This window comes from Variovorax sp. J31P179 (assembly GCF_030316985.1).
Classification (GTDB): domain Bacteria; phylum Pseudomonadota; class Gammaproteobacteria; order Burkholderiales; family Burkholderiaceae_C; genus Variovorax; species Variovorax ginsengisoli_B.
This window is the reverse complement of sequence record NZ_JASZYL010000020.1, coordinates 1-15,261: the sequence shown is the minus strand read 5'-3', so window position 1 is coordinate 15,261 and position 15,261 is coordinate 1. Positions and strand designations below refer to the sequence as shown.

The 15,261-nt window shown below is 68.8% G+C and carries 15 protein-coding genes; 10 read left to right on the top strand and 5 right to left on the bottom strand.

The features are described from left to right. Window positions 1-140 precede the first annotated feature (140 nt). From fliI to fliR, 10 genes are all read left to right on the top strand, one after another. Window positions 141-1,571 (top strand): flagellar protein export ATPase FliI, encoded by a 1,431-nt coding sequence (fliI, locus tag QTI17_RS31670; RefSeq protein WP_286537854.1) that lies wholly within the window; start codon window positions 141-143, stop codon window positions 1,569-1,571. 16 nt (window positions 1,572-1,587) lie between these two features. Then, window positions 1,588-2,043: a flagellar export protein FliJ gene (gene fliJ, locus QTI17_RS31665; RefSeq protein WP_286537853.1), complete on the top strand. Its 456-nt coding sequence runs from the start codon at window positions 1,588-1,590 to the stop codon at window positions 2,041-2,043. Window positions 2,044-2,063: 20 nt separating this feature from the next. Continuing rightward, window positions 2,064-3,425, top strand: coding sequence for a flagellar hook-length control protein FliK (locus QTI17_RS31660; RefSeq protein ID WP_286537852.1), 1,362 nt, complete (start codon window positions 2,064-2,066; stop codon window positions 3,423-3,425). Between the two features lie 234 nt (window positions 3,426-3,659). Further along, entirely contained in the window at window positions 3,660-4,145 is a 486-nt protein-coding gene (fliL, locus tag QTI17_RS31655) for a flagellar basal body-associated protein FliL (protein ID WP_286537851.1), read from the top strand. 21 nt (window positions 4,146-4,166) lie between these two features. After that, window positions 4,167-5,168 (top strand): flagellar motor switch protein FliM, encoded by a 1,002-nt coding sequence (gene fliM, locus QTI17_RS31650; RefSeq protein WP_286537850.1) that lies wholly within the window; start codon window positions 4,167-4,169, stop codon window positions 5,166-5,168. Beyond that, a complete protein-coding gene (gene fliN, locus QTI17_RS31645; protein ID WP_286537849.1) occupies window positions 5,161-5,595 on the top strand; it encodes a flagellar motor switch protein FliN in 435 nt (144 codons plus the stop codon). Before fliM ends, fliN begins: the two co-directional genes overlap by 8 nt. 55 nt (window positions 5,596-5,650) lie before the next feature. Continuing rightward, complete coding sequence (gene fliO / locus QTI17_RS31640; protein ID WP_286537848.1) at window positions 5,651-6,064, top strand: flagellar biosynthetic protein FliO; 414 nt, start codon at window positions 5,651-5,653, stop codon at window positions 6,062-6,064. Between the two features lie 2 nt (window positions 6,065-6,066). Further along, window positions 6,067-6,816: a flagellar type III secretion system pore protein FliP gene (gene fliP / locus QTI17_RS31635; protein WP_503011151.1), complete on the top strand. Its 750-nt coding sequence runs from the start codon at window positions 6,067-6,069 to the stop codon at window positions 6,814-6,816. Window positions 6,817-6,826: 10 nt separating this feature from the next. Next, window positions 6,827-7,096 carry a flagellar biosynthesis protein FliQ gene (gene fliQ / locus QTI17_RS31630; RefSeq protein WP_286537847.1) on the top strand — a complete coding sequence of 90 codons (270 nt, stop codon included), beginning with the start codon at window positions 6,827-6,829 and terminating at the stop codon, window positions 7,094-7,096. 67 nt (window positions 7,097-7,163) lie between these two features. Further along, window positions 7,164-7,958, top strand: coding sequence for a flagellar biosynthetic protein FliR (gene fliR, locus QTI17_RS31625; RefSeq protein WP_286537846.1), 795 nt, complete (start codon window positions 7,164-7,166; stop codon window positions 7,956-7,958). A 30-nt stretch (window positions 7,959-7,988) separates the two neighbouring features. Here fliR and QTI17_RS31620 read toward each other — a convergent pair whose 3' ends face one another. The 5 genes from QTI17_RS31620 to QTI17_RS31600 all read right to left on the bottom strand — a co-directional run bounded on the left by QTI17_RS31620 (window position 7,989) and on the right by QTI17_RS31600 (window position 15,054). Beyond that, window positions 7,989-9,062, bottom strand: a complete 1,074-nt coding sequence (locus QTI17_RS31620; protein WP_286537845.1) for a TAXI family TRAP transporter solute-binding subunit — start codon at window positions 9,060-9,062, stop codon at window positions 7,989-7,991. Window positions 9,063-9,126: 64 nt separating this feature from the next. Further along, window positions 9,127-9,948, bottom strand: a complete 822-nt coding sequence (locus tag QTI17_RS31615; RefSeq protein WP_286537844.1) for a hypothetical protein — start codon at window positions 9,946-9,948, stop codon at window positions 9,127-9,129. A gap of 204 nt (window positions 9,949-10,152) precedes the next feature. Next, a complete protein-coding gene (gene flgL, locus QTI17_RS31610) occupies window positions 10,153-11,364 on the bottom strand; it encodes a flagellar hook-associated protein FlgL (protein ID WP_286537843.1) in 1,212 nt (403 codons plus the stop codon). 34 nt (window positions 11,365-11,398) lie between these two features. Continuing rightward, a complete protein-coding gene (gene flgK / locus QTI17_RS31605) occupies window positions 11,399-13,363 on the bottom strand; it encodes a flagellar hook-associated protein FlgK (protein ID WP_286537841.1) in 1,965 nt (654 codons plus the stop codon). Between the two features lie 83 nt (window positions 13,364-13,446). Next, complete coding sequence (locus tag QTI17_RS31600) at window positions 13,447-15,054, bottom strand: methyl-accepting chemotaxis protein (protein ID WP_286537840.1); 1,608 nt, start codon at window positions 15,052-15,054, stop codon at window positions 13,447-13,449. Window positions 15,055-15,261: the final 207 nt, after the last annotated feature.

Here is a 15,261-nt window from a genome sequence, read left to right as displayed (position 1 = left end):
CCCGAAGCGCCTGCGGCGCCTCCCCCCTCGAGGGGGGCGATACCAGCGGCCCGGCAAAGCCGGTTCCGCGGTATCCCTGGCACTTGGCTGCGCCAGTTTCGTGGGTCGCGGGCCGCGCACTGCGCGATGGAGCAACTAGGATGTCACCCCTTCTGCAAGACGACGCACCCGCGGCCGCCAATCCCCACCTGAAGTCCTGGCTGAGCACGCTCGCGCAGGCCCGCAGCGACGTCAGCCAGTGCGCGATGACGGCCCATTCGGGCCGCCTGACGCGCGCCGTCGGCCTGGTGCTGGAGGCCGTCGGCCTGCAGCTGCCGGTCGGCAGCGACTGCCTGATCGAACTGCCGCCCGGCCATCCGCAACGCCATGCCGAAGCCGAAGTGGTCGGCTTCGCGGGCGACCGGCTGTTCCTGATGCCGCAGACCGAAGTGGCCGGGCTGGTGCCCGGGGCCAAGGTGTTTCCGCGCAGCGGCGCGCCCGGCTCGGGCCTGGCCGGCGAGGCCCACACCAAGCGGCTGCCGGTCGGCGAGGGCATGCTCGGCCGCGTGGTCGATGCCGTGGGCCGGCCGCTCGACGGCCTGGGTCCGCTCGACATCAGCCGCAAGGTGCCGCTGTCGTCGCCGCCGATCAATCCGCTCACGCGGGCGCCGATCGACTCGGTGCTGGACGTCGGCGTGCGCGCCATCAACTCGATGCTCACGGTCGGCCGCGGCCAGCGCATGGGCCTGTTCGCCGGCTCGGGCGTCGGCAAGAGCGTGCTGCTGGGCATGATGGCCCGCTACACCAGCGCCGAGGTGATCGTGGTCGGCCTGATCGGCGAGCGCGGCCGCGAAGTCAAGGACTTCATCGAGAACACGCTCGGCGAGGAAGGCCTGGCGCGGGCGGTGGTGGTCGCCGCGCCGGCCGACAACTCGCCGCTGCTGCGGCTGCAGGGTGCCGCCTACGCGACCTGCCTGGCCGAGTACTTCCGCGACCTCGGCAAGGACGTGCTGCTGATCATGGACTCGCTCACGCGCTATGCGATGGCGCAGCGCGAGATCGCGCTGGCGGTCGGCGAGCCGCCGGCCACCAAGGGCTATCCGCCCTCGGTGTTCGCGAAGCTGCCGGCACTGGTCGAGCGCGCCGGCAACGGTGCCCGGGACGCCGACGGGCGCGGCGGCTCGATCACCGCCTTCTACACGGTGCTCTCGGAAGGCGACGACCAGCAGGACCCGATCGCCGACTCGGCCCGCGCCATCCTCGACGGCCACGTGGTGCTGTCGCGCACGCTGGCCGAAGCCGGGCACTACCCGGCGATCGACATCGAGGCCTCGATCAGCCGCGCGATGACGGCGCTGATCCCGCCCTCGCAGTTCGACACCGTGCGCCGCTTCAAGCAGATGCTGTCGCGCTACCAGCGCAATCGCGACCTGATCAGCGTCGGCGCCTACGCCCCAGGCCACGACCTGCAGCTGGACCAGGCGATCGCGATGTATCCGCGCATCGAGGCCTTCCTGCAGCAGTCGATGGAAGAGCCCACCGACTACCCGACGTCGATCGCGCGCATGACGAAGCTGTTCGAACCCACCTGAGTAAGGAAGGACACCGATGGCCCAGAAACTCCCGCTCGACACGCTGACCGATCTCGCACGGACCCAGACCGACGATGCCGCGCGCCGCCTCGGCGCCTTGCAGGGCGCCCGGCTCGGGGCCGGCCAGAAGCTCGAGCTGCTGCTGCAGTACCGCCAGGACTACTACGACCAGCTGCACCAGCTCATGAACAAGGGCCTGCCGACCGCGCAGTGGCGCAACTTCCAGGCCTTCCTCGGCACCCTCGACGGCGCCATCGAGCAGCAGCGCGCGATCGTGGCCCAGGCCGAGAGCCGGCTGGACCACGGCCGCAGCGACTGGCAGCACCACAAGCGCCGCCTCAACTCCTTCGACATCCTGGCGGAGCGCGTGCGGCGCCAGGAAATGCTGGCGCAGGCCAAGCGCGAGCAACGCGACAGCGACGAACGCGCAGCCCGGAAGTTCTTCGACCGCGCCGCCCATCCGACCCTTTGAAATCCCGACCGGATTCGCCCATGCCCACACTCATTTCGCCCTCCGTCAATCTCGCCAGCCCCCAAGCCTCGCAGGCCGGGCCCCGTGGCCGCGGTGCCGAGGAGCCCGACGGCCGCAGCTTCGGCGCCATGCTCGACCGCTCGCGCGCCGCCGGCGGCACCCGGTCGGCGGCCGCGGCCGATGCGGCACCCGAGGCCACCGCAACGCGGCGGCCGGGCCGCGACGGCGAGCGCAAGAGCGAACTCAGCGCCGCCGACGTGCTGGCCATGCTGGCACCGCTGGCCGCGCCGATCGCGGCGCCGATCGTCGGCACCCCGGCCGGAGGCCGCCCGGTCGCCGGTAACACGGCGTCCGCCACCACCGACACCGCCCTCGCCGGCGTGCTGCCTGACGGCGCCGCAACGAACACGTCGGCCAGCCCAATGACCGCCGCCGACGCCGCGGCCGCCTCGCAGGCCGAAGGCGCCGAAGCGGCGGCGCTGGCCCCGGCCGCCGACGCGCAGGCGAAGGCCGATGCCTCGCCCGCCGGCCATGCGGCGAAGACCGCCGGCGCGATCGATCCGGCCACCCGCACCGCCCTGTCGCCACCGACCGCCGATGCGGCGGAGGCTGCCGCGCCACCGGCCACCACCCCGGTGACCTCCTCGTTCGTGCCGCCGGTGGCTGGCGCCAAGGCCGCGACGCCGGGCGCTGGTGATGCCGCGGCGGCAGCCGCCGCGGCACCCACCGACACGCCCAGGACCGCCGCGGTCCAGGCCGCCGCCAGCGCCGCGACCGCGACCGCCGTCGCGGCCGAGCCCAAGGCCGCCGAGCCGCTCGACGCCGACGCGCAATCGAGCGCGCCGACGCTGCAGCCGGTCGCCTCGGCGCTGCCGGCCGCGGCCGACCGTGCCGCTGCCACCTCGAACGCCACGCCCGTGCTGTCGGTCGCGCCGCCCGTGGGCAGCCACGAATGGGGTCCCGCAATCGGCCAGCAGATGATCCGGATGAGCGCCAGCGGCCACCAGGTGGCCGAGCTCAACCTCAACCCGGCCGGCCTCGGCCCGCTCAAGGTTACGCTGACGATGGGCGACAACCAGGCCCAGGCGACGTTCGTCTCGGCGCACGAAGGCGTGCGCAAGGCGGTCGAGGCCGCCCTGCCCCAGCTGCGCACGACCTTGGCCGACCAGGGCATCAGCCTGGGCCACACCTCGGTCGGCGCCGAAAGCCGCCAGCCCTCGCCGCAAGGCGGGTTCGCCCAGCAGAACCCGGGACGGTCGTCCGGCCAGCCGGCGTACCCCGGTGCCGGACAGGGCGTCGACGCAGCCTCGGCCGTCCCGCAGCCCGTGGGCCCGGCCCGTGCCTTGCGGGCGGCCAATGTCGGCCTGGACACCTTTGCCTGAGACTTCCTGAGACCTTGCGGGACAGACCAACAAACTGCGCAGCAGTTTTTGCTCTGTCCTCGACTGAGTGAGACCTTGCGGGACAGACCAACAAACTGCGCAGCAGTTTTTGCTCTGTCCTCAACTGATCAAAAGGCAATGAACGGATCTGAAGCGCTTTTCCCTCCCTGATCGACCGTTCGCCAAGCCTTCAGTTCGCAAAGAATAGACCGAACAAGTTAATCGAACTTCACCATGGCCACCTCACCCAACGCTCCCACCGCCGCCGCGCCTCGCTCCTCGAAGCTGCTGATCGGCCTCCTGATCGGGGTCAGCCTGCTGGCCGCCGGCGCGGTCGCCTACGTCTTCCTCGGCCCCAAGGCCGCCGCAGCGCACCAGGCCGAAGCCGCCAAGCCGGCGCCCGAAAAGCCGATCTTCGTGGCACTGGAACCGTTCACCGTCAACCTGCAGGGTGAAGGCCGCGCCAAGTTCCTGCACGTCGGCATGGCGCTCAAGGTGCGCGGCGAACCGTCGAAGGCGCAGATCACCGAGTTCATGCCCGAGCTGCGCAGCCGGACCCTGATGCTGCTGTCGAACCGGACCGCCGACTCGCTGGTCTCGCCCGACGACAAGGCCAAGCTGGCCGAGGAGATCCGCACCGAGCTGAACCGGCCGCTCAACGCCGATCTGCCCGAGCAGGGCATCACCAGCGTGGCCTTCAACACCTTCGTGGTGCAGTGACCCCCAGCAGGCGAGCCACCCATGGCCTATGAACAAGTCCTCTCGCAGGACGAGGTCGATGCCCTGCTGCAAGGCGTCACCGGCGGCAGCGTCGACCAGACCTCGAAGCCGGCCAAGCCGTCGGATGGCCTGCCGGCCTACGACCTCGGCGCGCCCGACCGGGTCGTGCGCAGCCGCATGCACACGCTGGAGGTCATCAACGAACGCTTCGCGCGCGGCCTGCGCAGCGCGCTGCTGAACTTCATGCGCCGCAGCCCCGACATCTCGGTCGGGCCGGTGCAGATCCAGCAATACGCCGAGTTCGTGCGCCACCTGCCGGTGCCGGCCAACATCAACATGATGCACATGAAGCCGCTGCGGGGCACCGCGCTCTTCGTGTTCGATCCGAAGCTGGTCTTCCTGGTGGTCGACAACCTCTTCGGCAGCGACGGCCGCTATCACGTGCGGGTCGAGGGGCGCGACTTCACGCGCACCGAGCAGCGCATCATCAAGCGCCTGCTCGATCTCTCGCTGCAGTGCTACGGCGAGGCCTGGCAGCCGGTCTACCCGCTCGACTTCGACTACGTGCGGGCCGAGATGCACGGCAAGCTGGCCAACATCGTGGCGCCCAACGAGGTGGTGGTCAACACCACGCTGCAGATCGAGTTCGGCCCGATCGGCGGCTTCCTGCACGTGTGCATCCCCTACTCGATGATCGAGCCGATCCGCGACCTGCTGTCGAACCCGATCCAGGACGAAGTCGAGATCGACAAGCGCTGGGTCAAGCAGATGTCCAGGCAGATGCAGGCCGCCGACGTCGAGCTGACCGCGGACTTCGTGAAGATGTCCTCGACCATCGGCGAGGTGCTCAAGCTCCAGGTCGGCGACGTGCTGCCGATCGAGCTGCCGTCCTCCGTCATCGCCCGGGTCGACGGCGTGCCGGTGATGGAGTGCGGCTTCGGCACCTCGAACGAGCGCTACGCCCTGCGCGTGCAAAACATGATCTCCCACCAAGACAGCGATGTGAAGAACGACCATGACTGACAACATTTCCTCCGCCAGCGACGCGGACGACTGGGCCAGCGCGCTGGCCGAGCAGACCGCCGCCACGCCCGCCCCACCGGCAGCCGAACCCGTGCCGGCGCCCGCCGCGGCTCAGGTCTTCCAGCAGATCCAGGAGCCGGCGGCCGCCGCCAGCGTCTCCGCCGTGGACATCGCGCGCGTGATGGACGTACCGGTGCAGCTGACCGCCGAGATCGGCCGCACGCGCATCACCATCAAGAGCCTGCTGCAGCTGTCGCAAGGCTCGGTGGTCGAGCTCGACGGCCTGGCCGGCCAGCCGCTCGACGTGCTGATCAACGGCTACCTGATCGCCCAGGGCGAAGTGGTGGTCGTCAACGACAAGTACGGCATTCGGCTGACCGACATCATCACGCCGTCGGAGCGGATGCAGAAGCTGGCCCGGTCATGAGCCGCACGGCCGCTCCGAAGGCGAACGCCGCAGCGCGAAGCGCGGAGGCTTTCCAATGACGCTCCCGACGGTGCCCTCCCACGCGGTCGAGATGGCGCCGGCAGTCGGTGCCTCGGGCCTGCTGCAGGCCGGCCTCGGCATGCTGGTGGTGCTCGGCCTGATCTTCGGTTGCGCCTGGCTGGCGCGCCGCTTCGGGCTGCAGCGCTTCGGCGGCGGCGGCCAGGTGGTCAAGGTCGTGTCCAGCGCCAGCGTCGGCCAGCGCGAACGCGTGGTGGTGGTCGAGGTCGCGGGCACCTGGCTGGTGCTGGGCGTGACGGCGAGCCAGGTCAACACCTTGCATTCGCTGCCCGCGCAGGCGGTGGCCGGCGCCGCCGCCGAACCGGTTTCGATGGCCCGCAACCCGGTCGACCTGTTCGCGCAGAAGCTGCGTGAATCGCTGACCGGCAAGGCCCGTCCCGCGTCATGGTGAAAATGCCTCTTCGCCGGGGGCTGCAGGCCGGCCTGGTGCTGCTCGCGGCTGCGCTGCCGATGGCCGCCTGGACCCAGGGCCTGCCCGGGCTGATCAGCACGCCCGGCCCCGGCGGCAGCCAGACCTGGTCCCTCAGCGTCCAGACGCTGGTGCTGCTGACCTCGCTGTCCTTCCTGCCGGCGCTGCTGCTGTGCATGACCAGCTTCACGCGGATCCTGATCGTGCTGGGCCTGCTGCGCACCGCGATCGGCACCCAGTCGTCGCCGCCGAACCAGATCCTGGTCGGGCTGTCGCTGTTCCTGACCTTCTTCGTCATGTCGCCGGTCTTCGACAAGGTCTACACCGAGGCCTACAAGCCCTTTTCCGAGAACAAGATCAGCACCGACAAGGCCCTGGAACGTGGCATCGAGCCCTTCAAGGCCTTCATGCTGCGCCAGACCCGCGAGAACGACCTGGCGCTGTTCGCGAAGCTGGCCAAGGTGCCCGACATGCAGGGCCCCGAGGAAGTGCCGCTGCGCATCCTGCTGCCCTCCTTCGTGATCAGCGAACTGAAGACCGCCTTCCAGATCGGCTTCACCATCTTCATCCCGTTCCTGATCATCGACCTGGTGGTGGCGAGCGTGCTGATGTCGATGGGCATGATGATGGTGCCGCCGGCCAGCATCGCCCTGCCCTTCAAGCTGATGCTGTTCGTGCTGGCCGATGGCTGGCAACTGCTGATCGGCGCACTGGCGCAGAGCTTCTACACCTGAAAGAACCGACATGACCCCCGAAACCATCATGTCGATGGGCAACCAGGCGATCCAGGTGTCGCTCGCGCTCGGCGCCCCGCTGCTGCTGGTGGCGCTGGTCGTCGGCCTGGTCATCAGCATCTTCCAGGCGGCGACCCAGATCAACGAGGCCACGCTGTCCTTCATCCCGAAGCTGCTGGCGGTGTTCGCGACCATGGTCATCGCCGGTCCCTGGATGCTTGGACAGATGCTGGACTACATCCGCACCTTGTTCATGAGCATCCCCCAACTGATCGGCTGAACGTGATTCCCACGCTCCTAACTTCGTGTGCCACCGCCCCCCGAGGGGGCGGCCCGGCGGCGGCCTGATGCCACCCGTCTTCGAAGTCACCTCGGCGCAACTCACCGCTTGGCTGGTGGGTTTCCTGTGGCCGTTCGTGCGGATGCTGGCGCTGGTCAGCACCGCGCCGATCTTCGGCGAGACATGGGTGGCGCGCCGGGTCAAGGTGGCGATCGCGGCGATGCTCGCGCTGGTGCTGGCGCCGACGCTGGGCCCTATGCCCGACGTGCCGGTGGTCTCCGCCGGCGGCGTCTGGATCATCATCCAGCAGGTGCTGGTCGGCGTCGCCATGGGCTTCACGATGCGCATGGTGTTCACCGCCGTGCTCGCCGCGGGCGAGTACATCGGCCTGCAGATGGGCCTGTCCTTCGCGTCCTTCTTCGACCCCATGAACGGCGGCGCCACGATGGTGGTGGCGCGGCTGCTGAACATGCTGGCGATGCTGATCTTCATCGCGGTCGACGGCCACCTGCTGATCATCGCCGCGCTGGCCGAGAGCTTCCAGGCCCTGCCGATCGCCGATGCGCCGCTGGCCGCGCAAGGCTGGATGGTGCTGGTCTCGGGCGCGAGCCAGATCTTCGCCAGCGGCATGATGCTCTCGCTGCCGCTGGTGACCGCCCTGCTGATCCTGAACCTGGCGATGGGCATCCTGAACCGAGCATCGCCCCAGTTCAGCATCTTCGCCGTGGGCTTTCCGCTGACGCTGCTGGCCGGGATCGGGATGCTGCAGCTGCTGACGCCGCACCTGGGCGCCTTCCTGGAGCCGCGCTTCGCGGCCGGTCTCGATGCAATGGTGCGATTCGCGGGCGCGCTGCGGCGCTGACCACGCGCGCAGCGGCGGTCGCGGCCTGTTTCAGCGCCTGCAGATCCCCAGCACCAGTTCCTGCTCGGTGCAGTTGCGCGGCAGAGGCGGCGGCGCCGTCGGCGCCGCTGCGCTGACGGCCGACCGGCGGGCGATGCAGTTGCGCATGCGCTTTTCCATCGGCCCGTAGTAGCGCCATCCCTGGCTCAGGGGCGGCAGTTCCAGGCGCACCTGCTTCCACTTGGGGTGGCCGTTGGCCTGCAGCTTGTCGAAGTTGGCGCAGAGGGAATCGGCAAAGCGGGTCAGCGCGCCGACCGTCGACTGCAGGCCGTAGTCATAGGTGACCAGGTAGGCCTTCACGGTCAGGGTGGGCACGTCGGCCTTGAGCCATGTCGAGTAGCTGGAGGCGCGGATCGCCGCCGGGAAGTAGGTCTTCTTCGCCCGCGCCGTCTCCGGCGCCGCGTCGTCGAGCTTCAGGATCTTGATGTAGTTGCGCGCCTCGGCCTTCATGTCCGTGAAAAGCTTGGCCGGCTGCCCGGCGACGATGATCGCGACATCGATCGACTTGTCGACCGTGAGCCTGGCCAGCGCCTCTTCATTGGTCAGGTACTGCGCGTTGGCAGGCGGCAGCGGCTCGCCGAACATCAGCTGGTAGAGCGTTCGCGAGGTCAGCGCGGTGCCGCTGCCCAGCGGGCCGACCCCGATCTTCTGGTTCTTGATCTCGTGGATGCTGTTGAGCGGCGAGTCGGCGCGGACGACGAAGTAGATCTCCTCGTCGTAGAGCGGCATGATCAGGCGCAGCGGCCGGATGATGTTGCCGGCCTCGGCGTTGCCGGCCTTCGCCTCGTCCAGGAAGGCCTGGTAGACATCGGACTGCACCAGCGCCAGCTTGACGCCCGGCTCGAAGCGCATGCGCTGGACGTTCTCGGCCGACCCCTTCGACTCGAGGACTTCGAGATCGATGTCGGCCGGGTCCGCGACCCAGGTCGCGAGGTCCCGGCCGATCTGGATGTACGTGCCGGTTTTCGATGCGGTGACGATCTTGTACTCCGCCCGGGGCGCCGCGGCCGCGCATGCGAGGAAGGCCATCCACAACAGCCCGATGGACAGGAATCTGATTGGCATGTTGGCTCCGTCGAAGGTTGATGACACTGCCAGGAGATGCCTGGCTCATTCTTGCGCGCACTCTCTAATTCTTCGAGCACAGGGCCAGCGCCGCCAGCGCCTCGCTGCACTCCTTGTCCTGCGGTCCGGCCGCACCGGCGGTCGGCGCAGGCGGGGACGCAACCGGCGCCTCCGGCCGCGCCGGGGCCGGGGCCGGGGCCGGGGCCGAAGGCGCAGCGGCCGGCGGCGCAGTGGCCTGCTCCAGCCGGATCGCCCTGGACGCCTTCAGCGAAACGTCAGGAAGGGGCTCCCCGCCGGCGGCCTGCGCCTGCGCTCGCTTGTCGAAGGCCTGCCACAGGGCCTGCACCGCCGGATCGTCCGAACGGTCGGCATCCAGGCCCTCGAGCACCTGCTCGGCAGTGCCCAGGTCGCCGCGTTTCAGGGCGCCCTGGACCCGCTCGACGTCGTCCCTGAACGCACGCTCCCTGCTGGCCTCGTTCTCACCGTCGACATAGACGCGCTCGAGCCCCACGACGGCGAGCCCGGTCACGACCAGCGCGAGCGCAATGGCCGCCACCATGCGCTGGGGGGTCGCGAAGCGAGTCAGCCAGTTCGACTTGCCGCCGCCGCCGAGCACTTCCGTCTGCCAGAACGCGCCCGGCCGGACCATGCCGATCTCGGCGTCGGCCTCCTGCCCGGCCATGCCCGTGGGGCCGGGAATGTGGATGACTTCGTCCGCTTCCGGCTGCACCGTGTCCCTGAAGTCGATGACCATCGGGGCCGGCACCTCCTTGGCCACGGAGAGGCCGCGCCCGGGCACGGCCGGCGGCTCGGCATCGCCGGTATCGGCCGGCGCCAGCTGATCCTCGAAACAAAAGGGACAAAACCGGTTCCCCTTCTGCAGCATGGCAGCACAACGCCTGCAAGGCACCGAGAACGATGGATCCAGATCGGCCAGGTTCGCCATGGTTCAGGACAAGTTTCATGCTCGCGCCAGAATTGAGCGATGTAATGATTTTGTACCTACTTTAACGCCTAACCAAGCCCGGTGGAGCGGGCCGCCCCCGGAGGGACGAGGCCCGGGCGCATCCGCCGCCCGGGCCGCTGTCGATCAAAGGTAGTTGAACAGCGAGATCGACGCCAGCTTGGCGAAGGTCATCTGGGTCGCCTGCAGCGAGGTTTGCCGCTGGTAGAACTCCGAGATCGCGCTGGCCGGGTCCAGGTCCTCGATCGAGGACATGTAGCTCTTGTCCATCAGCACGCGCGACGCGCCGCCGTCGTCGAGGGCGTCGACCTCGTTCATGCGCGAGCCCACCGAGGACAGAACGGTGAGCACGTTGTCGTGCGCGTTCGTGACCTTGACGTTGGCGGTGCTCAGCGCGTTCTGCAGCTTCGCCTGCGCCACCGCGCCGCCGCCTGTCAGCGGGGTGCGCAGCGCCGTGACCAGTTCGCCGATGGTCGCGAAGACGTCGGTGCCCGCGTTCTTGGCGGTCGTGACGTTGAAGGTGTCGCCGTCCGCCGGCGTACCCGTCATGCTGATCTGCAGCCCGCCGAAGGCGATCGGCGAGCCGGCCGTGAAGGCGCCGCTGGCGGCGACCACCGGGGGCGTGTCGTTGGTCGACACGGTGTAGTTCCCGGCCGCGAAGCTGATCGTGAAGTCCTTGCCGTAGTTGGCCGCGGTGGCATCGACCACGCTGACCGCGCCGAAGACGGCGGTGCCGGCGTTGGCCGCGGCGCCCGAGGTGACGTAGCCCGCGCCGCCCTGCACCGACTGGAACACGGTGCGGCCGTCGTCGGAGGTCGACAGCTGGCGCGCCACGTCGACCTGCATCAGACGCTGCCCCTGGTCGCCGATGTACTGCACGCCGCCGCCGGCCTGGGCCGCGAAGGGCGGGCTGGCGCTCTTGTAGCCGGCGAACAGGAACTGGCCGTTGCCGTCGTCGGAGTTCGCGATGCCCACCAGCTGGTCGAGATTGCTCTGGATCGCGGTCGCCAGCGAAGCGCGGTCGGCATCCGACAAGGTGCCGTTGCCGGCCTGCACGGTCAGGGTCTTGATGTTCTGCAGGATGACGGTGGTGCTGTCGAGCGCGGTTTCCTCGCGCTTGAGGGACAGGGTCGCGCGCTCGCGGCTGGTGGCGTACTGGGCCGACTCGGCCAGCGTCTGGGCGACGCCGAGAACCCGCGCCGCGCCCACCGGGTCGTCGCCGGCGGTCAGGAACTTGGTGCCCGCCGACAGGCGCTGCTGGACGTTGAAGAGGTTCTGCTGCTGCAGGCCCATCGCGAGGGTGTTCTGCTCGTAGAACGAACTGGTGCTGATACGCATCACGGCTCCTTGGATCTGGGTGGGGTCGGGGCGATCAGCTGCGGATGCCGAGGATCGCGTCGAAGATGGTCGAGGCGGTCTGGATGACCTTCGCATTGGCCTGGTACATCTGCTGGAACATCAGCAGGTTGGCGGTTTCCTCGTCCTGGTTGACGCCGGAGATCGACTGCTGGCTGGCCTTGATCTGGCTGGTCACGCTCTCCTGCGTCTTGGTCGCGACCTTGATCTCCATCGCCTTGTTGCCGACCTCGCTGACCAGCTGCGAGTAGGCGCCATTGAAGGTGGTGGTGCCGTTGCCCATCGTGGTCTGGCGCTGCAGGGCGCCCAGCAGCAGCGCGTTGCTGCCGTCCGACACGCCGCCCGAGTTCTTGCCGATGTTGAAGGTGTCGCCGTTGGCCGGCGTGCCGGTCATCGCCATGCTGAGGCCGTCGAAGCTGATCTGGGCGCCCGCCGTGTAGGGCACCGGGGCGCCGGCCGCGTAGGTGGTCGCGGTGCCGTTGGCCAGCGTCACGGTGACGGCGGAGGTGGCGGGAAATCCCGACAGCGCGCCGGTCGCGGAGTCGTAGCTCAGTGTCAGGTTGGCGGCCAGCGGGGTCGCCGGGTAGGTCGGGTCGACGGTCGCCTTGCCCAGCTTGCCGCTGCCCTGGTTGCCGGCGCCGTTGCCGGTCACGATCGGCGAGGCCGCCGCCACCTTGGCCGGGTCGAGCACCAGCACGTCCATGTCGCGCGCACCGGTGCGGGTGGGCTGCACCAGGAAGGAGTCGCCGGCCTGGGCCGTGCCGCTCGCCTGCGACAGGCTCACGCCGTCGAAGCTGATCGGGAAGCTCGTGAAAGTGCCCATCGACTGCTTGTCCGACAACCGGGTCACCGAGTAGTTCAGCGTGCCCGCCACGTTGCTGACCTGCACCGAATAGTCGCTGGTGCTGAGCTTGTTGGTGTCGGTCACGACACCCGACAGCACCATGTTGCCGGCGTTCTTCGCGTTCGAGAACACGCCGGGCGTGGCGGTGGTGAAGAAGTCGGTGCCCAGTGCACCGTTGAGGTCGACGCCGAGGCCGTGCTGCTCGTTGAAGGCGCCCGAGACCGCCATCGCCAGCCGGCCGATGGCGTTCTGGGCCGGGATCAGGGTCTGGGTGCGGAAGTTCATCAGGCCGCCCAGCGAGCCGCCGGTGATGACGTCGCTGCCGAGCTCCGACACGTTGCCGGCGATGCCCACCAGCGCCACCGTGGTGCGGGTCGGGTCGGCGGCCGAGGGCACCGCCTTCATGGTCGCGGCCTGGTCGCCGGTCACCAGCGACTGGCCGTTGCCCATGAACACGTTGTACTTGCCGTTGTCCTGCTCGAGCACCTTGACGTCGACGATCTGGCTCAGGTCGCTGACCAGCTGGTCGCGCTGGTCCAGCAGGTCGTTCGGCGGCTGGCCGCCGGCGACGGCGGTCATCATGCTGATCTGCTGGTTGAGGCTGGCGATCTTGCTCGAGTAGGTGTTGATCTGCGAGACGCTGCCCGAGATCTGGTCGTTGACCGACCCGTTCAAGTCGCTCAGGTACTGGTCGGTCGCGCGGAACTTGTTCGACAGCGACTGCGCCGAGCTGATGAGCTGCTGCCGCGCGGCCGAGTCGGCCGGGGTGTTGGCGACGCCCTGCACCGCGGTGAAGAAGGTCTGCATCAGCACGCTGATGCCGGAGGTCTTGTCGGCCAGCAGCGAGTCGATGCGGTTGATCTCGGTGCCGTAGGAATTCAAGGCCGCCGAGGAGGATTGGGCCGTGGCGAGCTGCGCGGTCAGGTAACGGTCGTAACTGCGGCTGATCGTGGTGACGCCGGCGCCGGTGCCGACATAGCCCGAGCCGGTGGCGACCGCCGCGTTGGTGGCGACTTCCGCGACCTGCCGGCTGTAGCCGGTGGTGTAGACGTTGGCCGTGTTGTGGGCCGTCGTCATCAGCGAGGTTCGCGCGACATTGAGGCCGCTCAGACCCGTGAAGAACAAGTTTCCTGACATGGGATCGATTACCTGGTTGGGTGTGGGTGGGTGTTGCGTGCGGCATCGCCGCTGCAATGCCTTCAGGGTCTATATCGGCAGCTTCAACCGAAAGTTGAAGACTGAACAGCGCCTGACTCCCGAAGCTTGAACACCCCCACCACCTCGGACAGGCCGCCGGCCTGGCCCTGCAGCGACTGAGCGGCCGCCGCGGCCTCTTCGACCAGTGCCGCGTTCTGCTGCGTCACCTGGTCCATCTGCGTGATCGCCTGGTTGATCTGCTCGATCCCCGAGGTCTGCTCCTGGCTGGCTGCCGTGATCTCGCCCATGATGTCGGTCACACGCTTCACGCTGCCCACGATCTCTTCCATCGTGTGACCCGCCTCGGCCACCAGCGCGCTGCCCACGCCCACCTTGCCCACCGAATCGTCGATCAGGCCCTTGATCTCCTTGGCCGCCGCAGCCGAGCGCTGCGCCAGGCTGCGTACTTCCGACGCCACCACCGCGAAACCGCGGCCCTGCTCGCCGGCGCGTGCGGCTTCCACCGCCGCGTTCAACGCCAGGATGTTGGTCTGGAACGCGATGCCGTCGATCACGCCGATGATGTCCACGATCTTCTTCGACGATGCGTTGATCGACGCCATCGTGTCCACCACCTGGCTCACGACCTCGCCGCCCTTCACCGCCACCTCGGAGGCCGAGGCCGCGAGCTGATTCGCCTGGCGCGCGTTGTCCGCGTTCTGCTTGACGGTGCTGGTGAGTTCTTCCATCGAGGCGGCCGTTTCCTCCAGCGAGCTGGCCTGCTGCTCGGTGCGCGAGGACAGGTCCTGGTTGCCCGCCGCGATCTGGTTCGAGGCCGTCGCGATCGTGTCGCTGGAGGCCTTGATCTTGCCGACCACCTCGGTCAGTTCGATCTGCATCAGCCGGATTGAATGCAGCAGGCTGCCGGGCCGGGCCGCGCCGGTGTCCACCTCGACCGCCAGGTCGCCGGCCGCGATGCGACCGACCACCTCGGCCGCGTAGGCCGGTTCTCCGCCCAGCTGGCGCCCGAGCGAGCGGGCCACCCCGGCGCCCAGGCCCAGGCTGGCCAGCAGGCCGACGGCCGCGATCACCAGCATCATCCAGCGCGAGCCCTGGTAGGTTTCCGTGGCCCGCTCCGCGCTGGCCTTGGCGAGCGTGTTGGCGTGGGCCACCATCGCCTCCAGCACCTCCTCGAGCGCGCGCGAGTCCTTCAGCAGCTGCGCGCTGTCGTCACCGACCCGGCCGTCGAATTGCGAACTGTCGAGCGATTGCTTGCCCACCAGCGTGACGAAATCTGCCATGCGCAGCTTCAACGGCGCCATCAAGGCCTCGTATTGCCGGAACAGCTTGGTGCCGGCCTCGCTGTCCAGGAACAACGGCTTGGCCTCGGCGGTGCGAGCCTCGAGAGCCTCGAGCGATTGGCGGATCGCATTGGATCCCGTGTTGCGCTCACCGCGGGTGGCCGCCGACAGCAGTGTCATCTGCGAGCGGCTGGCATAGAGCAGCGCGATATTGGCCTGCTGTACGGCCTGCAGAGCGCTCAGCTCATGGGTGTAGAGCCTCTCGGTCGACGCGCTGATGCGCCCCATGTGGAAGATGCCGAGCGCGCTGACGAGCGCGCCAAGGGCCGCGACCACGAGGAAACTCAAGACCAGCTTGACGGTGACGCGAAGATTTTGAAACCACTGCATTGCTGCTCCTAGGATGGCGGCCGTACGCCGCACGGGCTGTTAGAACTCGGTCCAGTCGCCGGACGAGGCCAGCTTCGGCTCGCTGCGAGCCGCCGACTCCGCCGGGGGGGGGGGGGGCCGCGCCCCCCCCCCCCGCGACCGCAGCCAACGAAGTTGCCTGCAGAGCGCCTGCCAGCAAAAGGCGGACGAAAGAAAAAGGGGTTACGT